This is a genomic window from Streptomyces sp. H27-H1 (assembly GCF_026627445.1).
Taxonomy (GTDB): domain Bacteria; phylum Actinomycetota; class Actinomycetes; order Streptomycetales; family Streptomycetaceae; genus Streptomyces.
Window position 1 is genome coordinate 1 of sequence record NZ_JAPNLJ010000069.1, and the last position, 21,236, is coordinate 21,236.

Genomic DNA, 21,236 nt, shown 5'->3' on the forward strand with positions numbered 1-21,236 from the left:
GCCATGATGGCAGTACAGGCACAGGTCTCCCCGGTGATCACAGAGCGTCGCAACTCCATGATCGCCAAGACTTGTGCCTGCTCTGCTACCGAGATGGCGCCACCGCGCCTATCTGCGCGGCCTCTTACAGCGTCAGCATGGCCTTCTGGATCCGGATCCGGGCCGGGGCCGTCGCGGGCACCTCCGTGTCTCCGCTCGCCAGGGCCACGGACTGGGACAGGGTTCTCTCGACCGGGCCCCGGGGTTGTACGGATTGCAGGAGCAGTTGTTGGTCATGGTGCAGGTGGCGACCGGCAGGCCCGCATCCGGTACCGGACGCCCGGTGCCCGGCCCGGATCATGGTGCTGAAGCCGGCACTGGCAAACTCGCCCGGGAGGGGTAGCGTGAGCCGACGGTTCCGTAGACGCGGACAGGTCTGAGAGGGAGTCCCGGTGACGGAGAGCGGACAGGGCGGCAGCCCGCAGGCAGGCGCGCCGTGGGGCCAGCCCATGCCCGCGCAGCCGCCGGCGCAGCCGCCCGTACAGCCCGGCGGGGAGCAGGAGTACCTGCACGGCCGGCCGATGCCCCCGCAGCCGCCCGTACAGCCCGGCCCCGAGCAGGAGTACCTGCACGGCCAGGCCTCCTACGGCTACCCCGCACCCGGCGGCCCCGCCTACGGCTACCCGCAGGGCCATGTCGTCGGCCCCGGCTACGAGGGCCCCGGTGACCCGCACGGCTACGGCTACCCGCCGCTGCCGGAGGCGCCGACCCAGTACATTCCGCCGGTGCCCGCCGCCCCCGCGCACGAGGAGGCGGCGACGCAGTACATGGCGCCGGTCCCCGCCGCCGCGCACGACGAGGCCGCCACTCAGTACATCGCGCCGGTCCCGGCCGCCCCCGCGGCACACGACGAGGCCGCGACCCAGTACATTGCGCCGGTCCCGGCCGCGCCCGCCGATCCGGCCGCCGGGTTCGACGGGCTGTTCCGGGGGGATACGCGGCAACTGCCCCCCATCCAGGAGCCGGTGCTGCGCCAGCAGCAGCCACCGCGGCCCCATCCGCAGCAGCAGTACCAGCCACAGCACCAGCAGCAGTACCCACAGCAGCAGTACCCGCCGCAGCAGCAGTATCAGCAGCCGAACCAGCCCCACCAGCAGCAGTACCAGCAGCCTCCCGCCCCCGCCCCCCGCAGGGTCTCGCCCGCGATCATCGCCGCCGTCGTCGTCGGCCTGGCCGTCGTCGGGCTCGGGGTCGGCGCGCTGCTCAGCGACGGCAAGGCGCAGAACACCGACCCGGGTGCCGCGGTGGCCGCGCCCAGCCCCGGCAGCTCCGCCACGGACAGCGGAGAGGCTCCGCTGGATCCGGCGCAGCCGCAGGCGGTCCAGCTGGACAAGCTCCTCGCGGACAGCAACGACAGCCGGGCCGCGGTGATCAAGGCCGTCGAGGACATCAAGGGCTGCAGCAATCTGGACCAGGCGGCCACCGACCTGCGCGACGCGGCCCGCCAGCGCGAGGAACTGGTGACCCGGCTCAAGGAGCTCAAGGTGGACCAGCTCCCGAACAACGCGAAGCTGACCGCGGCCCTCAACAAGGCGTGGAAGGCCTCCGCCGAGGCCGACAACAGCTACGCGTCCTGGGCGGACGACGTGAAGGCCGACGGCGGGAAGTGCAAGGGCGGCAAGGCCAGGCCGACCGGCAACGCCTCTGCCGGGAACCGGTCGAGCGGCGAGGCCACCAAGGCCAAGGAGTCCGCGGCGAGCATGTGGAACACCATCGCGGGCAAGTACGGCCTCACCAAGCGCGAGAAGAGTCAGCTCTAGGACTGGCGGATTGCCCTGGCGGGGGCCGGCCCCCGTCAGCTCGGACGGGGCGACTGTTCCAGGGTCTTGGTCATGTCCATGGACTGCTCGCCCTGCTGGGACACCAGGCGCCCCTGCTCGACGACCTGGAAGGTGACCCGGCCGTTGACCATGCGGGGGAAGCCGGCGACGGCGCGCATGTCCTCGTAGCGCCAGCTGAGTTCGGGGGTCAGGCCGCCGGTCTTGACGGGTTCGGACTGGTTGAGCTTGCGCGCCAGACTGCGCGCGGTGATGCCCTTGCCGTCCTCGAACCGCTTCACCACCTCGTTGAACACCGTGTACGCGATCCACGTGGTCTGGGTGCCGCTGTCGTCGGGGTCCACGGCGTCGTCGCCGAAGGCGTGGTCGGAGATCACGTTGCGCATCTGCGTCCACAGGGGGTCGGCGGCGACCGGGTACCAGCTGGTGACGTACGCACCCTCGAAGGGGCTCTCCTTGCCGCCCGTGCGGTCGACCAGGGCCTGGCTGACGGAGCCGAGCACCGAGGAGACCTGCGGTTTGCGGTGCTGGGAGTCGGCGCGGCGGAACGCGTCGAAGAAGGTCTCGGTACGGGCGCCCAGTACGGCGGCCACGCAGCCCTTGTCCTTCCCGTCCTTCGCCGTGGTGGCGCCGCCCTTCGCGGGTGCGCCGGGGGAGGAGCCGGCCAGTGCCTCGCGGGCCTGTTCGGAGAGGTCCGCGGAGTCCTCGGCGGCGCGGATGTCGCTCGCGTCGCCCATCTGGTTCGCCTTGAGGCCCGCGTTGAGCGGGACGGGCAGGGAATCGCCCGCGAGGGTGTCGGGGCGGACCAGGACGACCTTGGCGCAGGTGCGCCCCAGCTGGTGGCCGACGCCGGCCAGGAGGGCGGGCTGGCCGCCGTTGACGGGGTAGGAGAGCGGGGACTGGAACTCCTCGGAGGTGATGCCGTACCCGCCGATGAAGGGGATTCCCTCGGCTTCCAGCGGGGCCATGAAGGCGCGCCCGTGCTGGCTGTAGGAGCCGACGACGGCGACGGCCTTCTCGGCGACCGCCTTGCGGGCGCAGTCGGCGGCGCCGGTCGGCGTGTTGTGCTCGTTGCAGGTCAGGACGCGGACCTTGTGGCCGTTGATGCCACCTTTGGAGTTGACCCAGCTTTCGTAGGCCTTGGCCATGCCCGGCATGCCCGGCATGTTGGTCGCCTGGGAGTCCTCCGGAGCGAAGGTCATGACGGTGAGGGTGTCGGCGCCCCCGGAGCCCCCCGAGCCTCCGGGGAGCGCCCCGCATCCGGCGACGAGACACGCGCCCGCCGCCAGGGCCGTGGTCCGGGCCAGGAAGGCGCGGGAGAGTGCTGCTGTGCGTCGCCGGGTGGTCATGTGCACGCACCATGCCGCGCCCCGGGGAACTGAAGTGTGAGGTGTACACAACATCGGGTGACGTCCCGGTGAATTACGGGTGGCCCCCACACGCAGAGTGAGCACCGAGCGGATGAGGACGCCCGGGCGCAGGCGCCTCAAGATCACGCCGGACGGGAACGTACGATCGAAAGCGTGACATTCGCCCAAGGTTCGAAGAACTCTTCCCGCCGCGGCGGCCGCTCCTCCACCATGGGCGGCATGCCCCTCAACGACATGCCGTGGTGGCGCTGGCGCAGCAACGTGCGCTCGGCGCTGCACATGCTTTCCGACCCCGCGTTCCAGGAGGACACCTGGCTGGCCGCCGCCGAGGGGTACGGGGACGTCACCGACGCCGTGTACCGGCTCGTCGAGGACACCTGGCTCGACAGCTGGTCGGCGGAGAAGTATGTCGGAACGATCTTCCGCGACTCGCAGGAGGCGGCCCTGGTCGACCTCGCCGTGCTGCGGGTGCTGCGGATCATGCACCAGATAGGCCCGGACGCCCCCGTCTCCGGCTACCTGGAGCACCACGCCTGGCCGGAGGCGGTACGGGCCGCGCGCGAAGCCCACGTACGGCTGGCTACGGCGGACGGGGACGACCCGGACGCGCGGCCGCGATCGCTGGACGTCCTGAGGATCCTCACGCGCGCGGTGTGATGTGGAAGGCTGTCGGGTCATGAGCGACGACCCGCAGCCCCAGGCCACGCAGCAGTACGTACTGACCCTCTCTTGCCCGGACAAGCAGGGCATCGTGCACGCCGTGTCCAGCTATCTGTTCATGACCGGCTGCAACATCGAGGACAGCCAGCAGTTCGGCGACCGCGACACCGGCCTGTTCTTCATGCGGGTCCACTTCGCGGCCGACGCGCCGGTGACCGTGGAGAAGCTGCGGGCGAGCTTCGCCGCGATCGGCGACAGCTTCAAGATGGACTGGCAGATCCACCGCTCCGACGAGCGCATGCGGATCGTGCTGATGGTGTCGAAGTTCGGGCACTGCCTCAACGACCTGCTGTTCCGCCACCGGATCGGTGCGCTGCCGGTGGAGATCGCGGCGGTGGTGTCGAACCACACCGACTTCGAGGAGCTCGTCGGCTCCTACGGGGTCCCGTTCGTGCACATCCCGGTGACGAAGGACACGAAGGCGGCGGCGGAGACGCGGCTGCTGGAACTGGTGCGGGACGAGAACGTCGAGCTCGTGGTGCTCGCGCGGTACATGCAGGTGCTCTCGGACACTCTGTGCAAGGAGCTGAGCGGGCGGATCATCAACATCCACCACTCGTTCCTGCCGAGCTTCAAGGGCGCGAAGCCGTACCACCAGGCGCACGCCCGGGGCGTGAAGCTGATCGGTGCGACCGCGCACTACGTGACCGCGGACCTGGACGAGGGCCCGATCATCGAGCAGGAGGTCGAGCGGGTGGGCCACGAGGTCACCCCGGACCAGCTGGTCGCCATCGGGCGGGACGTCGAGTGCCAGGCGCTGGCGCGGGCCGTGAAGTGGCACAGCGAGCACCGGGTCCTGCTGAACGGGACCCGGACGGTCGTCTTCACGTAGCCGGCCCGCCCGCTGCGGGCCGGAGCCGCCCGGGGCGGCCCGCAGCGCCCGGTCTGCAGGGTCAGGTCTGCAGGGTCAGGTCTGCAGGGCCCGGCCTAAAGCCGGCTCAGGGAGGCTGCCGCGAAGAGGACGTCGCGGATGGCCTCGCGGTCGCCGTTCTGGCCCGCCGCCGCCTCCTCCGGGGAGATGTGGCCCGCGGCCAGCTGGCAGAACTCGGTGCCGTCCAGGGCGATCCGGGCCACGGTGTGTTCCGCTGAGGGCTTCGCCGCCGGGGAGTCCAGGGCGATGTCCCAGCCGCCGCCTCCCGCGCCCTCGATCTCCAGGCGCAGGGTCCGGCCCGGCGCCCCCGCCGCGACCAGCCCGCGGGGCGGCGCCGCCAGCCCCGCCCGCCTGCGGCCGGCCAGGGCCTCCGGCAGGAGCCGGGCCGCGAGGTCGATCATCCGGTTCAGGTGCGGTCCGGACGGCGGGTCGTACGGGTAGTCCACGGCCTCCGCGATGTCCACGGCATGGACCCAGCACTCGAAGGCCCGCTCGAGGAAGGAGTCCCCGAGAGGCAGGGCGAACGAGCCGTAGCCGACGTCCAGTTCGGCCACGCCCGTGCCCGCGAAGGACACCGTACGGACCAGGGTGTGGCTCTGTTCCCGCCACGGCTCGCGTACCCGGCGGGTGGTCGGGTACGGGGAGTCCTCCCAGAACCGCTCCGTGCGCTCGGCCGGGGAGCCCGCGGGCCCGTCCAGGCCCAGTGGGTCGTCCAGGCCCAGTGCCACCGCCACGAGGCCGTCCACCGCCAGCAGGTGGCCGATGACCCCGGCCACCGTGGTCCGGCGCGACTGGCGGCGCTCCTCCTCGAACCACTTCAGCCGGACCGGGGTGTGCCACTCGGAGTCCCCGAAGTCCCGTAGCAGCGCGTCGAGCCGGGCCGTCTCGGTGTCGTACGGGCTCGCCCACACCGGTATCGGGATGCGCGCCGGGCGCTTGCCGAGGCAGTCCTCCAGCACGCGCGAGCGCAGCAGCGGCTTGAGGTCGAGGCTCTCGTCCGGGTGCAGCAGTCCCACGGCGTCGCGCAGCCGCAGCGCCTCCTCGGCGCAGCGCGCGCATTCGGTGAGATGGTCCTCCACGGCCTGCGTCTCGTCGGCGGAGCAGGCCGCCAGGGCCCATGCGCCGAGCAGTGATTTCAGTACGGTGTGGGTGGGCGGGGGTGCGGGCGGGGCGGGTTCGGCGGGCGCGGCCGGTTCGGCGGGTGGCGGCACCTCGGCGTGGCCGGTGGTCTGCGGATGCGCAGGGTGCGCCGGGTGGTCCTGGTATCGCGGCGCCGTCAGGTCGAGGTCGTCGGCGGCCTCGCGCGGGCCCGGTATGCGCGCCGGGCCGCCCGGGTTCGCGGGGTGTTCGTACTCTTCGCCGTCTTCGGCGCCGCCTTGGAAGGGGCTCGTCATCGGGTCGTTCCATATCCGGAGGGGCCGTGTCCGGGCGGGACGGTGTCTTCGCGCGGAAGGGCGTTGGCCGTGGACAGGAGTTGCAGGCCCAGGCGCAGCCGGCGCCGGGCCTCGTCCTCGCTGATCTGTAGGTCGGCGGCGGCCTGCCGGTAGTCGCGGCGCTTGAAGTAGGCCAGTTCGAGCGCGGCCCGCAAGGGGGCGGGCATGGAGGTGACGATGAAGTCGGCGCGGGCCGCCGCGGTGGCGCTGCGCACCTTCTGCTCCAGTTCCTCGCGGGAGCCGCGGCCCAGCTCGGCCTGGCGCAGGCGGGCGAGGGCCTGACCTTGGGTGACGCGGGCGACCCAGGAGCGCATGGAGCCCTGCTTGGGGTCGTAGGCGTCCGGGTTCTCCCAGATGTAGCCGAACACCTCGCGGGTGACCCGGTCGGCGCCCGTCTCGTCGCCGAGCACCCGGTGGGCGAGGCCGTGCACGAGCGAGGCGAAGCGGTCGTACAGCTCACCGAGCGCGGCGGCCTCGCCGCGGGCCAGGCGTTGTTGCATGCGGCGGTCCCAGCGCGGTGGTGCGTCCTTCGGCATCGTGCCCCCAGCCGGATTCCCGGTTTCAGCCGTGTGTCGACCACTCGAATGTAGTGGGCACAGAGCGGTCTGCGCCCGTTTTGCGAGAACCTCGCTGTGGAAGCGCGCCCTCCGTGAGAGAGCCGTCGCAGGCTGTGAACGGGGTTTCCCGGCATGGAACATGGGCACGTGCGTACGCGCCCCGTCGCGCTCCTCGTGCGCTGGTTCGATGCGGCCACCTCCTTGCCCGCTTCGCTTAACGCGCAGGCCACATAGGCCTTAGCCTCTGCCTTGTCTTGAACTGAACCCCACCGCACACGTGAAGGCGGAACGCCGAATATGGACAGCGCAGAATACGAGCGCAAGATCGCCGCCCGATTCGCCACCTTCGACCAGGACGGGAGCGGCTATATCGACCGGGAGGACTTCAGCGCGGCGGCCAAGGCGGTCCTGGCCGAATTCTCCGTGGCGGCCCGCTCCAGCAAGGGCCAGGACGTCTTCGCGGGCGCCGAGGCCTTCTGGCAGGGCCTGGCCGGGATCGCCGACGTGGACGGGGACCAGCGGGTGTCCCGCGAGGAGTTCGTCACGGGCGCGGCGAAGCGGCTACGGGACAACCCGCACCGTTTCGCGGAGATCGCGAGGCCCTTCCTGCGGGCGGTGATCGCGGCCGCGGACACCGACGGCGCGGGCGCGACCCCGGCGGCGACGGCGCGCGTCCTGCGCGTCCTGGGCACCCCGGAGGAACTGGCGGGCCCGGTCGCGGCGGCCCTGGACGCGGACGGCGACGGCCGCATCACGGAGGACGAGATCCTGGCGGCCTTCGCCGGCTACTGCGGGGTGGCGGCGCCGGACGCGTGACCCCGCACCGGCCGCCCAGTCGATCGGTGGCACGCCTTAATGGCTTGCCGCCGACCGGCCCGGTCGGATAGGAAGCCCTCATGCTCAGCGGTGGAAAGGTCGGGCTCAGGGCCCGGCACGAGGACGACATCCCGATCCTGCGGGACGAGCTCTACAACGACGTGGTCAACGCCTCGCGGGCCGAGGGCAGGCCGTGGCGGCCGATGACGCCCGACTCGAAGGACCCACGGCTCTTCGTGGACGACAAGGAGCACGGGCACGTCCCCTTCTCCGTGGTGGAGCTGGCCGGCGGCACGCTGATCGGCGCCGCGACGCTGTGGGGCATCGACAACCACAGCCGGTCCGCGCACATCGGGCTGGGCCTGCTGCCGGCCGCGCGCGGCAAGGGCTACGGCACCGACGTGGTCGCGGCGCTGTGCACGTACGGCTTCGTCGTACGCGGCCTGCACCGGCTGCAGATCGAGACGCTGTCGGACAATGCCGCGATGCTGGGCTCCGCCGAGCGCAACGGCTTCGTCCGCGAGGGCGTGCTGCGTTCCTCGGCCTGGGTGATGGGCGAGTTCATGGACGAGGTCCTGCTCGGCCTCCTGGCCAAGGACTGGAAGCCGGGCCCGGGGGCGTAGGCCCTCTCTTTCTCATCCTGCCGGGCCCGCGGCGCCGGCGCCGGCCTGGCCGCGCTGTAGGGGCGCCTGTTCCGCTGCTTGTAGATCTCGGCGTCGAAGCCGGGCGGGCGGCCGCCTCGGCGTCCTCGCCGCAGGCGGTGGCCGATCTGGTCGGACGGCTGCGGGATGACCGCGCGGATCCCGCGTCGTCGCAGGTGGGACCGGATGGCACGTGAGGAGTAGGTCCGGTCCGCGAGCACGGCCCACGGCCGGGTTCGGGGCTTAGCCAGGAGACCCCAGCCGGCTGCTCCCGTGGGGCAGTCGGGCCCTGGTCAGATCGTGACCGGGCCGTGGGCGGTGGCGAACTCGACCGAGACCAGGCCCGGTTCCTCATCCTCGACCCAGGTGACGTCGATGTGTTCGAGGGGGTGGTCGGCCGGTTCGCCGAGGAATTCGGCGATGGAGGCGGCGTCGCCGGCGATGGAGACCCCGTGGATGGTGGTGGAGGTGCGCGGGTCGGCGCTCGGGCGCTCCTCGATGGGGACCGACCACTGGAGGAAGTAGGGCAGTTGCGGGTCCTCCAGCAGTTCCAGCAGGCCGATCTGCTTCCACCTCAGGTCGAACCCGTCGGGGCGGACACGGTGGCCCTCGGCCGAGGTGCGGCCGAGGCGGGCCTCGACCGGGGCGATGTCGTCGACGGAGACCACCCAACCGAGCCAGCCGCCGCCCTCGGCGGCGCGGCGTGCGACCGCCTGGGCGAAGGGTGCGCGGTCGGCGGCGGGGTGGTCGAGTGTGGTGACGACCTCGACGTAGGTGCCGCCGCTCAGCGGGAGAATAAAATTGCGGGTGCCGAATCTCGGGTGAACGCCACCGTCGACGAACCCGGCGCCGAGGGCCGATCCGATCCACTGGACGGTCGAGACGAAGCTGTCGCGGGTCACCGCATAGGACACGTGATCAAGTCGCACTGCAGCATCATCACCCCACAACCCGCACACATCCCGACGCCACGCCCGCCGCCCCGGCCGCGTCCGCCGTGGATTCAGCCGTGGAGCGGATCGATCATCGTCATCCCGGCGGGGGAGGCCCGGTCGAAGCCAGGCAGCAACGCTGCCGCCTCGTCGAGGCCCACGACCCGCTCGATCAGCCGCTGCGGGGCGAGCGCTGCTGCCACAGGATTTCGATCCGGCATGCAGCACCATGCGCACCGCACTTCCAAGAGGCAGGCTCTATGCGTAGCGTTCCCGCAGTTTGTACTTGAGGACCTTGCGCAGGGCGTCGTTGCGGGGGAGGGCCTCCACCAGTTCCAGTTGTTCAGGGAGTTTGTGGGTGGACAGGCCCTGTGAGCGCAGGTGCGCCGTCAGTTCGGGGAGTGTCAGCGGGGTTGTGCCCGGGGGCTGTTCGACGACGGCGCAGACGCGTTCGCCGCGTTCCGGGTCGGGGAGGCCGATGACCGCGACGTCGGCTATCGCGGGGAGCTGGTGGAGCAGGTCCTCGATCTCCTTCGCGGAGATGTTCTCGCCCTTGCGGATGATGACGTCCTTGCTGCGGCCGGTCAGGACCAGGTAGCCGTCCTCGGTGAGGTGGCCGAGGTCGCCGGTGATCAGGTAGCCGTCGGGGTCGAAGACGGAGGTGTTGAGGTCGTTGCGGTCGCCGCCGAGGTAGCCCTGGCAGACCGCCTCGCCGCGCAGGCGGACCTCCCCGTCGGTGTCCGGGGGGAGCACGGCGCCTTCCGGGGTCGTGATGCGGATCGACATGCCTTGCGGTGGGCGGCCCTCGGTCGTCGCGAGGTTGTCCGCGGTGTCGTCCGGGGCTCCCATCGTGATCATCGGGACCTCGGTCATGCCGTAGCCGTGGGTGAGCTGGCAGCCCAGCTCGCGGACGACCGCGTGGTAGATCTCCGGGGGTTTCGGGGCGCCGCCGCCCGCCAGGAGGCGCAGGGTGGGGATGAGCTTGGAGCCCGGGTCCTTGCGCTGCTCGGTGAGGAACATCGAGTAGAAGGCCGTGGAGCCGCCGGCGACCGTGACCCCGTGGCGGCGGTAGCCGTCCAGGGCGTCGGGCATCGCGAACTTCTCGAAGAGGACCGCCGGGAATCCGTAGAGGAGCAGCATCACCGTGTAGTCGGGGCCGGCGATGTGGGCGAACGGGAAGGCCATCGAGCCGACGTCGTCCGGTGACAGGTGCAGGGCGTGGGCCAGGCAGGAGCCGCCCGCGATGAGGGAGCGGTCGGTGTGCAGGACGCCCTTGGGGTCCGAGGTGGTGCCCGAGGTCCAGTAGATCCACCGGACGGAGGTGCCCTCGGTCGGGGGCGGGGGCAGGAGCGCCGGGTCGCCGGAGGGGAGGGAGTCGTAGGCCTCGAAGATCCCTCGCGCCCCGAGCCGTTCGGCCATCGCCGTGTGGTCGAAGCCGCGCCAGACGCCCGGGACGGCGAAGAACTCCGCCTTCGACTCGCGCAGTGCGAAGCCCACCTCGCGGTCCCGGTAGAAGGGGATGACGGGGGTCTGGACGGCGCCGATGCGGGCGAGGGCGACCGAGAGCAGCACGGTTTCGAGGCGGGTGGGCAGCTGCCAGGCGACCACCGTGCCGGGTCGCACCCCCATGTCGTACAGGCCGGCCGCGACCTGTTCCGAGCGGTCCCGCAGCTCCCCGAAGGTCAGCCGGCGGTCGTCGGCGGGGTCCTCGGCCGCCTCGATGAGGACGGGAGCGTCGGGGGTCGTGGCGGCCCGGCGGGCGATCAGGTCCCAGAGCGTGCGGGACCGGCTGAGTTCGACTGCGGTGCTGTCCGTTATGCCGGACCGACCTCCCCTGGCCGATGAGACCTGACGGATAGTCAGATCAAGCGCAGAGCGTAGAGCGCGGACGCTTGTCGGTCCAGGGGTGGGGAGCTAGCTTGGTTCCAGATTTCTGACGATCCATCAGATTCGCTGTCCCGGCCCGGCGGCCGGAGCGGCGGAACTGCGGATCGGATCGGATCGACGGAACCATTCGGCATGCGGCGAGGGGACACCATGGAACTGCCTCGGATCATCAGCGTCGACGACCACGTCATCGAACCGGCCCACCTTTTCGACGTGTGGCTGCCGGCCAAGTACCGCGACCGCGGCCCCAAGGCCCTCACCGCCGGCATCGGCGAACTCGCCTACACCGGCGGCAAGTACGTGATCACCATGGATCCCGAGGGGCCGCCCACCGACTGGTGGATCTACGAGGACCTGAAGTTCCCGTACAAGCGCAACATCGCCGCCGTCGGCTTCGACCGGGACGAGATGACCCTCGAGGGCATCACCCGCGAGGAGATGCGGCGCGGCTGCTGGGACCCCAAGGCGCGGCTGCTCGACATGGACCTCAATCACGTCGAGGCCTCCCTGTGCTTCCCGACCTTCCCGCGCTTTTGCGGACAGACCTTCGCCGAGGCGAAGGACAAGGAGGTCGCCCTGGCCTGCGTGCGCGCGTACAACGACTGGATGGTCGAGGAGTGGTGCGGGGACAGCGGCGGCCGGCTCATCCCGCTCTGCATCATCCCGCTCTGGGACATCGACCTGGCCGTCGCCGAGATCCGCCGCAACGCCGCCCGCGGCGTGCGCGCGGTGACCTTCTCCGAGATCCCGACCCACCTCGGCCTGCCGTCCATCCACTCCGGCTACTGGGACCCCTTCTTCGCCGCCTGCCAGGAGACCGGCACCGTCGTCAACATGCACATCGGGTCCAGCTCCCAGATGCCCGCGGCCTCCCCCGACGCCCCGCCCGCCGTGCAGGCCGCGCTCAGCTTCAACAACGCCATGGCCTCGATGATGGACTTCCTGTTCAGCGGCGTGCTCGTCAAGTTCCCGACGCTGAAGCTGGCGTACAGCGAGGGCCAGATGGGCTGGATCCCGTACGCCCTGGAGCGCGCCGACGACGTGTGGCAGGAGCACCGGGCCTGGGGCGGGGTCAGGGACCTGATCCCCGAGCCGCCGTCCACGTACTACTACCGGCAGATGTTCTGCTGCTTCTTCCGCGACAAGCACGGCATCGCCTCGCTGGACGTCGTCGGCCGCGACAACGCCACCTTCGAGACCGACTACCCGCACGTGGACTCGACCTTCCCGCACACCAAGGAGGTCGCCCTCGACCACGTCAAGGGACTCGACGAGGAGACCGTCTACAAGCTGATGCGCGGCAACGCCATCCGGATGCTCGGCCTCGATTTCGACAAGGACCGGCGGACGGGACGGTAGCGGAGTGGACCTCACCTACACCGAGGAGGAGCAGGAGTTCCGGGCCAGGCTGCGCGCCTGGCTCGCCAAGGTGCTCCCCGAGCTCCCCGCCAGGCCCTCGCCCGACGACTGGCCGGGCCGCCGCGCCCACGACGCGGGCTGGCAGCGCAGGCTGTACGACGCCGGGTACGCCGGACTGCACTGGCCCGTGGACGCGGGCGGCCGCGGGGCCACCCCCACGCAGCACCTGATCTACCTGGAGGAGACCGAGCGCGCGGGAGCCCCCTACGTCGGCGCGAACTTCGTCGGGCTGCTGCACGCCGGCCCGACCATCGCCGCCGAGGGCACCGCGGAGCAGCGGGCGCGCTGGCTGCCGCCCGTGCTGCGCGGCGACGAGGTGTGGTGCCAGGGGTTCAGCGAGCCCGACGCCGGCTCCGACCTGGCCTCGCTGCGCACCCGCGCCGTCCGTGACGGCGACGAGTACGTGATCACCGGCTCGAAGATCTGGACCTCGCACGCGGAGGTCTCCGACTGGTGCGAGCTGCTGGTGCGCACCGACCCCCAGGCGCCCAAGCACCGGGGCATCTCCTGGCTGGCCATGCCGATGGACGCGCCCGGGGTGACGATCCGGCCGCTGCGCACCCTCGCCGGGTCCACCGAGTTCGCGGAGATGTTCCTCGACGAGGTACGGGTCCCGGTCGCCAACCGGGTCGGCGCCGAGAACGACGGCTGGCGGGTCACGATGGTGACCCTGTCCTTCGAGCGCGGCACCGCCTTCGTCGGCGAGGTCGTCGCCTGCCGCCGCACCCTGGGCGAGCTGGCGCGCACCGCGAAGGCCAACGGCCGCTGGGACGACCCGGCGCTGCGGCGGCGCCTGGGCCGGCTGTACGGGGAGTTCGGCGCCCTGTGGCGGCTCACCCAGTGGAACGTCAGCGAGTCCGAGCGTTCGGGCGGGGTCCCCGGCATCGGCGGCAGCGTCTTCAAGCTGGCGTACTCGCACGCGCGCCAGGAGCTGTACGACACGGCCGCCGAGGTGCTGGGCGCGCAGTCCCTCTCGCTGGACGAGGAATGGACCCTGGACCGGCTCTCCTCGCTCTCGTACACGATCGCGGCGGGCACCTCGCAGATCCAGCAGAACATCGTCGCCGAGCGGATCCTCGGCCTTCCGAAGGGCAGGTGAGCGTTCCTTGGACTTCCAGCCGACACAGGACCAGCGGGACCTGCGGGCAGGCGTACGGGACCTGCTGGCGGGCCGTTACGGGCGCGAGGAGCTGCGGGCCTCGGTGGACCGGGCGGCCGCCACGGGCCGGACCGTGGACCGGGGGCTGTGGCGGGAGCTCGGCGCGGCCGGGTTCTTCGCCCTGCGGCTCCCGGAGACCGAAGGCGGCGTAGGGCTGGGGATGGCGGAGGCCGTCCTCGTCTTCGAGGAGGCCGGGCGGGCGCTGCTGCCGGGGCCGCTGGTCGCCACCCACCTGGCCGCCGGGCTGGTCGCGGGGGCCGCGGAGGGGGAGGCCGTGGTGACTGCCTTCGACCTGGAGGGGCCGCTGGTGTCCCACCTCGGCGAGGCGGACGCGGTGCTCGGTGCGGACGGGCAGCCGGTCGAGGTACCCGCCGGCGAGCCGGTGCGGTCGCTGGACCCGCTGACCCCGCTGGCGCGGTCGTCCGCGGCGGGGGATCCGGTGGCGGCCGGCGCGTACCGGGACGAGGGGGCGCTGCTGACGGCGGCGCTCCAGCTCGGCAGCGCACTGCGCACGGTGGAGCTGGCGGTGCGCTACGCCAAGGAGCGCGAGCAGTTCGGGCAGCCGATCGGGGCGTTCCAGGCGGTCAAGCACCTGTGCGCGCAGATGCTGGTCCGGGCGGAGGTGGCCCGCACGGCGGTCTACGCGGCCGCGGTGACGGCCGACCCGGCGGAGGTGGCCGGGGCCAAACTGCTGGCCGACGAGGCCGCGGTGCGCAATGCCCGGGACTGTCTGCAGGTGCACGGCGGGATGGGCTTCACCTGGGAGGCGGACGTACACCTGCACCTGAAGCGGGCTTGGGTGCGGGCGGAGCAGTGGCGTACGGCGGCGCAGGCGCAGGAGGCGCTGGCGGCGGAACTGCTGGCGGCGGCGGAGTAGCCCGCCCGGCCGCGGAGCGGCGCGGAGCACGCCGCTCGACCGGGGAGTGCCCCACTCGGCCTGGGGTTCGCTCGCTGTGACGGAGGGGTACGGGAGGGACGGCGCGGGACGCATGTCCGATTACAGAGAGTTGATATCGGTTTGTGTCCTTCGCCCGACTCCTTGCGGCCCGTAGCCGGGGGGTCGCTCCGGTACGCTCCCGGGAATGCGAGCGGTTGAGCGGCGCGAGCGCCGCACAGTATGCACCACGCCTACTCCTTCACGCTGGAATATGCCCGAAGCGCTTGTCGCGGTGACTGTATGTCAACCAAGCTGCTCCGCAACGGGGTCACACTCGGTGACTCCGTCCTGTCGCGAGGCGAAGTGTCCGCCGGTTCGGATGGTGTGAGCGGTGCAGGTGCTTCAGGTGCAGCTGGAGGTAGGACCGGACCCCGCCGAGGTCGGCCGGGCCCGCCGATGGGCCCGCTCGCGGCTGGCCGGCTGCGGCATGGGGGATGACGAGCCGCTCGCCGAGACGCTGATCCTGCTGATCTCCGAGCTGGTCACCAACGCCGTCGTGCACACCGGCTGTCCGGCCGTGCTGCGCATGCTGTTCGGCGAGCCGGGGGTGCGGGTCGAGGTCGCGGACGCGAGCGACCGGGCGCCGTCCCCGCGACAGGCCGCCGGAGACGATACGGGCGGCCGCGGGCTGGAGCTGGTGGACGGGCTCGCGGACCGGTGGGGCTGGCAGCGCGAGGGCGCGGGCAAGCGGATCTGGTGCGAGATCGACCGCGCGGAGAAGGCCGTGGACGACTCCTCGGGCGGGCCGCGGATCCAGGGCGCGATCCGGGAACCGCACGTGTACCTCTAATGAGGTGTTGACGGTTCGTCAACTGGTGATCACTCTTGTGTTGAACGATTCGTCGCGAGGGGACGCCAAGGGTCAGTCCTGCCTTGACGAGTGCGGGTCGTGGGGTGGCGGCCGACGTGCCGCGCTCGGGGCGTGCATGCGCGCCGCCGCCACCCGCAGGAACCCGGGGAGCGCGCGGCAAGTGTGCGGCAAGTGTGCGGCAAGTGTGCCGTGGAGTGGCCGGGGAGTGCGCTGCCGGATTCGGCTGCCGGTTGTCGCAGGCCGTCGCTAGGATCCGGAAATCACCACGGGACGGCGGACGGAGCCAGGGGCATGGAACGCCTGAAGCTCATCGAGCAGTTCCCCGCGTTCAAGGACCTCGCCAAGCACTCCGTGGACTCGATACGCAAGGCGCACAAGGCCACGCTCGATGCCAACGAGAAGAGCCAGGAGCATTTCCGCCGGGCCTCCCAGGACCAGCGCGACGCACTCAAGGACGACCTGGGCAGGGACGAACTCGGCCTGGGCACGGTCTTCGTGGGCGCCAAGGTCGTGGGCGCGGGCAAGGGCGGCCCGGGGGACTCCCTGGAGGCTTGAGCGCGCGTGGAACCATGAGGTGTCCATGACGTGTCTCCCCTTCGGGACACGTCGTCCCGCCCGAAGGGCAACCCTCACCGCAGGAGAAGCGCATGGCAAACCCGTACGAGGTGACGCCCCCGCCCGCCCCGGGGCGCCGGAGGAGCAGACTCCCCGGCTTCCTGGTGCTCGTTCTGGTCGTCGCGGGCATCTACGGGGCCTCCCAGTGGCTCGGCAAGGACGGCGACGAGGGCGACGCCAAGCCCCCGGTCTCCGCGTCTGCCTCCGCCTCGACCGCCCAGCAGTCCAAGGACCCCGGGAATCCCGAGTCCTCCTCCGACACGTCGAGCACGTGGGCGGTGGGCGACTGCGGCGGTCCCGACCCGGACAACCCGCCGGACGGCTACCGGCCGCAGAAGTGCTCGGCGTCCGGAGCCACCTTCAAGGCGATCGACATCAAGGACGCCAGCATCCTGCCGGGCGCGATCCAGTGCCCGCCCGGCACCGACCTGATGATCCAGGTGAGCATTTCCTACGGCTCCGCGAAGTCGGGCGGCCTCCCCACCAACACCGTGTGCGGCCGCAACCTGACCGGTGAGCACCCCGGTGACGCGGGCGCCGGCGGCGGCCAGCTGGTGCAGGGCGACTGTGTGACCGACCAGGCGCAGGAAGTGCCGTGCGCCTCGGGCGGCTCGGGCGCGTACAAGGTGCTCGGGCTGGTCAAGACGAAGGCCGAGTGCCCGGCCGGGACCACCGAGCCGATGCGGCTGACCATGGCGGTGGGCCGCCCGTACGACGTGATCTGCGCCAAGGGCTGACCGTGAAAGCGGAGGCGGTGGTCCGGCCGGGCCGCCGTCTCCTCACCGGCCGGGCCGGTGCGCCACGGTCAGCCGGAGGTAGTCGACGGGCCGGACCCGCCACTCGGCGCGGATCCCGTCGCGCAGGACGATGCTGAAACCGGCGACCTCGCCCCGGTGCAGGGCGGCGAGCGCGGGGACCCGGCCGCCGCCGTCGGACCAGGCGAGAGCGCGGGCCGACTCGTCCGGAGACAGGGCGAAGGGGTGCGTGGTCCGGATCTGTACGCGGATCAGCCGGACGGCCTCCTCGGGTGTGTCGAGCATGGCCCGGTCCAGCAGCTCGGGCCGCCGGTCGGCGTACGCGTCCGCGTAGCAGAGCGCCTCGAACCAGAACCCGGTCAGGATCGCCACGGTCGCGTCCCGGGCGGATGGCAACTTTGCACCTTGCGGGAGAGGGGATCGGCGAGCTTGGGGCATGGCTGCCCTCCTGTGCTGACGGCATGGGTGCACCTGGCCTGCGGCCCCACAGGCTCAACAGGGCGTGGGGGTGCTCGATTTGCGCCGCCGAGCTGACACCCTTCCCCAGGCTGGCCCGCTCGGCTTGCGACGCAGTGTGACGGTAGCGCTACGCCGTTCAGCCTGGCAAGTATGCACCGGTGCATAGATGCTCATTGGCATATGCGGAAAGCCCCCCGCCAACCTTGGCGAGGGGCTCTCGGGGTGACCGGGAGCGTAGGGGTCAGTGCACGAAGTGGTCGAACTCGCCGGCCTTGACGCCCTTGATGAAGGCAGCCAGTTTTTCCGGACTGGTGGTGAGGACGATGCCTGGGTCATCGCTCTCGCGCATCACGATGCGGCCGGGTTCCTGCCCGACCTCGATGCAGTTCTCCCCTCCGCCTCCGGAGAAGGACGACTTCTGCCACTTGATGGATGCGCTCATTGCCGTATCTCTCACAGTTCTCGTGCGATGTGGTGGATGATCTGCCGCGACGCCTCCGAGTCCAGAGCTGCCTGCTCCGCGATTTCGAAGAGCGTCCTGTACTTGCGCAGATCGGCGTCGGAGTCGAGGAACCGGCCTCCGAAGGCGCTGTCGATCTGCACCGTGTCCAATTGCGGAACGACCCCGCGGGCGTAGAGGACGGGCTGCGTGACCTCGATGAAGTCCTCGTTCGTGAAGGGGATGACGCGAACCGTCACTGCGGGACGCGTCGACACGTCCAAAAGGTGCTCAAGCTGTTCACGTGCGACCTTGCGCCCGCCGAAGCGCATGCGCAGGGCGGCTTCGTGGATGATCGCGTCGAACTGGGGCGGTTCGGCTCGGTCGAAGAGCGTGACGCGCTTCATGCGGTGCTCGACCCGGGCCTCGACCTCGGCGGCGGGGAGCTTCGGAGTGACACCCGAGAACAGCGCGCGGGCGTAGTTCTCCGTTTGGAACAGCCCGGGCAGGGTCACGCTCTGCATGGTGCGAAGGGCTATGGCGTGGTGTTCGAGTTCGGCGATGTCCAGGAATCCCGGAGCAAGGATGCCCCGATATTCGTCAAACCAGTACTGTCCGCGATGCTCCCTGGCGATGGCGCACAGGGCTTCGATCAGGGGCTCGTCATCACATGAGTAGAACGCCGCAAGTCGTCGAATGCGGTCCTCGCTCACGCCGAGCCGACCCGCTTCGATGTGACTGATCTTCGCTTGGTCGACGGACAGGAGACCAGCGGCCTCCCGGGCCGTCGTCGCGGCGGCCTCGCGTAGCTTCCGCAGCTCGGCCCCGAGTCGCGCCTGGCGCGCCGTCGGGTTGTCCCTCGGTGGCATGTGTCCCTTCCCCTTGTCTGGCACGAGTCTGCCGCTATCCGTGCCGTGGGTCTACCGGCGGTAGAGGAAGCGGGTGGCAAGGTTGCACCGGTGCATGGTTGCCCCCTATGGTCCTCGCAACATCGCACCGCATGTCGATGGAGCGAAGTGCAGCCGCTGGCGCGGGCCTTGGGGCCCGCGCCGCCTGGGGGCGGCCAATGCCACGCAATCTGTACCGCGTTGGGAGAAGAACGTGACGCACGCGAAGGCGTTAGGGCTCAGCTACCGGATGGTCGCGCCGAGTCGGCCCGATACGCCGCGGGTGGCCAGGGAGTGGGTGGCGTCGATTCTGCGGGGTGCCGGGTTCGGCCACCTCGTGGAGGCGGCCCGGCTGTGTACGTCCGAGCTCGTGACCAACGCCTACCGGCACACCCCGACCGAGGTGATCGGCGTCGGTGTCGACGTCACGGGCGGCCGGATCACCGTAGAGGTGTGCGACAGCGGCCCGCCCTGGCGGCCGGTGGGCGGCGGGCCGCTCGATGTGCGGGGGCGGGGGCTCGCCCTCGTGGGGGCGTACTGCGAGGACTGGGCGGTGGTCGCGGGCGACGGCGGGACCGTGGTGTGGTTCCGGCTCGGCGGAGACGGAGCCAGAGCCAGAGGCGGAGGGTGAGCGTGCCATCCGGACGCGGAGGCCGCGGAGCCGCGCGCCCCGCCCCGGGGCGTCGGGTGCGGGGCGGGGGCGAGTGCTGCGGGCGTGGCCTTCGGCCGGCCGGCCGGGACGGTGTGGCCGGGGTCAGAGGACGGCTATCGGGGCCACCGGGGTGCCCACCGCGCCGACGAAGGGTTCCGGCATGGCCGACAGGAAGAACGAGTAGCGGGATTCTTCCGCACAGGCTGTGGACAACTTTTCGAGATTCCAGTTCTGGCCCTGGTGCATGCCCATCTCGACCAGGTCCAGCGCGTGCACCGGCAGCCACAGGTTCTCGATCTCCGGGGGGAAGATCTCGAAGGTCAGGGTGTCGTTCGCGACGGCCGCCACGTCCCGCGCGTGGAACCACTCGGGCGTACGGACGGACAGCCCGGGGGACGGGTAGCCGTAGCCGTGCTTGTCGCCTGCCAGGTAGACCTGCACCTGGCCGGTGCGGACCAGGACGATGTCGCCCGCGCGGACGGTGACCCCGCCGAACTCCTCCGCCTGCTCCAGGTCCTGCGGGGTGACCGCGTGGCCGCCGGGGAGCCGGTCCAGGCCCTTGGCGCGGGCCACGTCCAGCAGGACCCCGCGCGAGACGATGTGCCCGGCCTTGTCGATGCCGCTGAACTCGGCGCGGCCGTGCGCCGTGATGGTGCCGGCCGGGCGGCCGTTGTAGATCTTCCCCGAGTGCGAGACGTGCGTGAGGGCGTCCCAGTGCGTTGCGGCCTGGAGCCCGAAGGTCACCGCGTCGTCGCTGCACGCCACCGTGCCCGGGCCGAAGAGCTCCTGGTTGATCTGCACCATCGTGTGCAGCGGGTTGATCCGGCCGGGGATCATGCCGGACTGCACGCCGTCCTCCTTGAGCGGCAGCGCGAGCGGGATCCGGCGCCCGGTACGGATCTCCGCCGCAGCCGCGCGCACGACCTCGTCGGTGATGAGGTTGAGGGTGCCGATCTCGTCCTCGGCGCCCCAGCGGCCCCAGTTGTTGACGCGTTTGGCGATGTCGTGGAACTCGGCGGGCATGCCCATGGATCTCATCAGCTCCTCGTAGCGGAAACGAACTGGGGCTTGTGCTGGCGCATCCGCCTGCCCATAGAATCTAACGGACCGTCAGAAAACGCGGGAAGGGGCCGGACGTGGGGAACTTCTTGGCAGGCAAAGTCGTCGCCGTCACAGGCGCCGGCCGGGGCATCGGGCGGGCCGTGGCACTCGCCGCGGCCGCCGAGGGCGCCAAGGTCGTCGTCAACGACTACGGCGTGGGGATGGAGGGCAACGAGCCCACCAGCGAGATCGCGGAATCCGTGGTGAAGGAGATCATCGCCGCCGGCGGCGAGGCCGTCGCCGTCGCCGACGACATCTCGACCATGGCGGGCGGCCAGCGCATCGTCGACACCGCGCTCGCCCAGTACGGACGCATCGACGGAGTCGTGTGCGTCGCCGGCATCCTGCGCGAGCGGATGCTGTTCAACATGTCCGAGGAGGAGTGGGACCCGGTGGTCGCCACCCACCTCAAGGGCACGTTCACCGTCTTCCGCGCAGCCTCCGCCGTCATGCGGCGCCAGGGCACCGGCACGCTGATCGGCTTCACCAGCGGCAACCACCAGGGCTCGGTGGCCCAGGCCAACTACAGCGCCGCCAAGGGCGGGATCATCTCGCTCGTCCGGTCCGCGGCGCTCGGGCTGGCCAAGTACGGGGTGACCTCCAACGCCGTCGCACCCGTCGCACGCACCCGGATGTCGGCCAACGTGCCGATGGAGCTCAAGGAGATCGGCGAGCCCGAGGACGTGGCGGCGCTCGTCATCTACCTGCTCTCCGACAAGGCCGTGGCCGTCGGCGGAGAGAGGATCACCGGGCAGGTCTACACGATCGCCGGCCCGAAGATCGCCGTCTGGGCCCAGCCCCGAGAGCTGCGCGCCGGCTACGCAGAGGGCTCCTGGACCCCCGAGAAGATCGCCGACTTCCTGCCCGGGACGATCGGCACCGACCCGATGCCGATGCTCGCGCAGCTCGAGGCCATGGCCAAGGCGGCGGCCGCCAAGGACCGACCCAACGCGTAAGA

At 71.2% G+C, this 21,236-nt stretch carries 23 protein-coding genes and 1 pseudogene; 13 read left to right on the plus strand and 11 right to left on the minus strand.

All coding sequences use genetic code 11. The annotated features are described in order from the left end of the window. Positions 1–431 precede the first annotated feature (431 nt). Positions 432–1,799 (plus strand): hypothetical protein, encoded by a 1,368-nt coding sequence (locus tag OTB20_RS38320; protein ID WP_267824538.1) that lies wholly within the window; start codon positions 432–434, stop codon positions 1,797–1,799. A gap of 35 nt (positions 1,800–1,834) precedes the next feature. Here OTB20_RS38320 and OTB20_RS38325 read toward each other — a convergent pair whose 3' ends face one another. Further along, a complete protein-coding gene (locus tag OTB20_RS38325) occupies positions 1,835–3,166 on the minus strand; it encodes an ABC transporter substrate-binding protein (RefSeq protein WP_267824539.1) in 1,332 nt (443 codons plus the stop codon). A 231-nt stretch (positions 3,167–3,397) separates the two neighbouring features. Between OTB20_RS38325 and OTB20_RS38330 the strand changes: the two genes are divergently transcribed. Both OTB20_RS38330 and purU read left to right on the plus strand, forming a co-directional pair. Then, positions 3,398–3,844 (plus strand): SCO4402 family protein, encoded by a 447-nt coding sequence (locus tag OTB20_RS38330; RefSeq protein ID WP_267824566.1) that lies wholly within the window; start codon positions 3,398–3,400, stop codon positions 3,842–3,844. A 19-nt stretch (positions 3,845–3,863) separates the two neighbouring features. After that, positions 3,864–4,739, plus strand: a complete 876-nt coding sequence (gene purU, locus OTB20_RS38335) for a formyltetrahydrofolate deformylase (RefSeq protein ID WP_267824540.1) — start codon at positions 3,864–3,866, stop codon at positions 4,737–4,739. Between the two features lie 95 nt (positions 4,740–4,834). Here purU and OTB20_RS38340 read toward each other — a convergent pair whose 3' ends face one another. After that, positions 4,835–6,172, minus strand: a complete 1,338-nt coding sequence (locus tag OTB20_RS38340) for a maleylpyruvate isomerase N-terminal domain-containing protein (RefSeq protein ID WP_267824541.1) — start codon at positions 6,170–6,172, stop codon at positions 4,835–4,837. Further along, complete coding sequence (locus OTB20_RS38345; RefSeq protein WP_267824542.1) at positions 6,169–6,747, minus strand: sigma-70 family RNA polymerase sigma factor; 579 nt, start codon at positions 6,745–6,747, stop codon at positions 6,169–6,171. The genes OTB20_RS38340 and OTB20_RS38345 overlap by 4 nt, the downstream gene beginning before the upstream one ends. Before the next feature lie 318 nt (positions 6,748–7,065). On the opposite strand from OTB20_RS38345, the gene OTB20_RS38350 reads away from it, so the two are divergent. Continuing rightward, positions 7,066–7,584, plus strand: a complete 519-nt coding sequence (locus OTB20_RS38350; protein WP_267824543.1) for an EF-hand domain-containing protein — start codon at positions 7,066–7,068, stop codon at positions 7,582–7,584. A gap of 80 nt (positions 7,585–7,664) precedes the next feature. Continuing rightward, positions 7,665–8,207, plus strand: a complete 543-nt coding sequence (locus OTB20_RS38355) for a GNAT family N-acetyltransferase (RefSeq protein ID WP_267824544.1) — start codon at positions 7,665–7,667, stop codon at positions 8,205–8,207. Between the two features lie 68 nt (positions 8,208–8,275). Here OTB20_RS38355 and OTB20_RS38360 read toward each other — a convergent pair. The 4 genes and pseudogenes from OTB20_RS38360 to OTB20_RS38375 all read right to left on the minus strand — a co-directional run. Continuing rightward, positions 8,276–8,470, minus strand: a pseudogene (locus OTB20_RS38360) (IS5/IS1182 family transposase); the annotation flags it as partial. 48 nt (positions 8,471–8,518) lie between these two features. Further along, a complete protein-coding gene (locus OTB20_RS38365; RefSeq protein WP_267824545.1) occupies positions 8,519–9,154 on the minus strand; it encodes a VOC family protein in 636 nt (211 codons plus the stop codon). Positions 9,155–9,228: 74 nt separating this feature from the next. Beyond that, the gene (locus OTB20_RS38370) at positions 9,229–9,360 is read right to left on the minus strand and encodes a hypothetical protein (protein WP_267824546.1); all 132 of its coding nucleotides are present in this window, start codon (positions 9,358–9,360) and stop codon (positions 9,229–9,231) included. Between the two features lie 55 nt (positions 9,361–9,415). Beyond that, positions 9,416–10,975, minus strand: a complete 1,560-nt coding sequence (locus tag OTB20_RS38375) for an AMP-binding protein (RefSeq protein ID WP_267824567.1) — start codon at positions 10,973–10,975, stop codon at positions 9,416–9,418. Between the two features lie 219 nt (positions 10,976–11,194). Between OTB20_RS38375 and OTB20_RS38380 the strand changes: the two genes are divergently transcribed. The 6 genes from OTB20_RS38380 (at position 11,195) to OTB20_RS38405 (ending at position 16,722) form a co-directional block, all read left to right on the plus strand. Then, complete coding sequence (locus tag OTB20_RS38380; RefSeq protein WP_267824547.1) at positions 11,195–12,403, plus strand: amidohydrolase family protein; 1,209 nt, start codon at positions 11,195–11,197, stop codon at positions 12,401–12,403. Between the two features lie 4 nt (positions 12,404–12,407). Next, a complete protein-coding gene (locus OTB20_RS38385) occupies positions 12,408–13,562 on the plus strand; it encodes an acyl-CoA dehydrogenase (RefSeq protein WP_267824548.1) in 1,155 nt (384 codons plus the stop codon). Between the two features lie 7 nt (positions 13,563–13,569). Beyond that, the gene (locus tag OTB20_RS38390; protein WP_267824549.1) at positions 13,570–14,499 is read left to right on the plus strand and encodes an acyl-CoA dehydrogenase family protein; all 930 of its coding nucleotides are present in this window, start codon (positions 13,570–13,572) and stop codon (positions 14,497–14,499) included. A 391-nt stretch (positions 14,500–14,890) separates the two neighbouring features. Further along, the gene (locus OTB20_RS38395; RefSeq protein ID WP_267824550.1) at positions 14,891–15,349 is read left to right on the plus strand and encodes an ATP-binding protein; all 459 of its coding nucleotides are present in this window, start codon (positions 14,891–14,893) and stop codon (positions 15,347–15,349) included. A 312-nt stretch (positions 15,350–15,661) separates the two neighbouring features. Beyond that, the gene (locus OTB20_RS38400) at positions 15,662–15,925 is read left to right on the plus strand and encodes a hypothetical protein (RefSeq protein WP_267824551.1); all 264 of its coding nucleotides are present in this window, start codon (positions 15,662–15,664) and stop codon (positions 15,923–15,925) included. Between the two features lie 92 nt (positions 15,926–16,017). Continuing rightward, complete coding sequence (locus OTB20_RS38405; RefSeq protein ID WP_267824552.1) at positions 16,018–16,722, plus strand: hypothetical protein; 705 nt, start codon at positions 16,018–16,020, stop codon at positions 16,720–16,722. 42 nt (positions 16,723–16,764) lie between these two features. Here OTB20_RS38405 and OTB20_RS38410 read toward each other — a convergent pair whose 3' ends face one another. From OTB20_RS38410 to OTB20_RS38420, 3 genes are all read right to left on the minus strand, one after another. Further along, complete coding sequence (locus OTB20_RS38410; RefSeq protein ID WP_267824553.1) at positions 16,765–17,136, minus strand: hypothetical protein; 372 nt, start codon at positions 17,134–17,136, stop codon at positions 16,765–16,767. 304 nt (positions 17,137–17,440) lie between these two features. Beyond that, positions 17,441–17,641 carry a DUF397 domain-containing protein gene (locus tag OTB20_RS38415; RefSeq protein ID WP_267824554.1) on the minus strand — a complete coding sequence of 67 codons (201 nt, stop codon included), beginning with the start codon at positions 17,639–17,641 and terminating at the stop codon, positions 17,441–17,443. 11 nt (positions 17,642–17,652) lie between these two features. Beyond that, positions 17,653–18,507 carry a DUF5753 domain-containing protein gene (locus OTB20_RS38420; RefSeq protein ID WP_267824555.1) on the minus strand — a complete coding sequence of 285 codons (855 nt, stop codon included), beginning with the start codon at positions 18,505–18,507 and terminating at the stop codon, positions 17,653–17,655. Positions 18,508–18,775: 268 nt separating this feature from the next. Here OTB20_RS38420 and OTB20_RS38425 point away from each other — a divergent pair, with 268 nt between their 5' ends. Continuing rightward, positions 18,776–19,156 carry an ATP-binding protein gene (locus OTB20_RS38425; RefSeq protein ID WP_267824568.1) on the plus strand — a complete coding sequence of 127 codons (381 nt, stop codon included), beginning with the start codon at positions 18,776–18,778 and terminating at the stop codon, positions 19,154–19,156. A gap of 123 nt (positions 19,157–19,279) precedes the next feature. Here OTB20_RS38425 and OTB20_RS38430 read toward each other — a convergent pair whose 3' ends face one another. Continuing rightward, the gene (locus OTB20_RS38430) at positions 19,280–20,206 is read right to left on the minus strand and encodes a cyclase family protein (protein ID WP_267824556.1); all 927 of its coding nucleotides are present in this window, start codon (positions 20,204–20,206) and stop codon (positions 19,280–19,282) included. Between the two features lie 107 nt (positions 20,207–20,313). On the opposite strand from OTB20_RS38430, the gene OTB20_RS38435 reads away from it, so the two are divergent. Beyond that, a complete protein-coding gene (locus OTB20_RS38435; protein WP_267824557.1) occupies positions 20,314–21,234 on the plus strand; it encodes an SDR family oxidoreductase in 921 nt (306 codons plus the stop codon). Positions 21,235–21,236 lie beyond the last annotated feature (2 nt).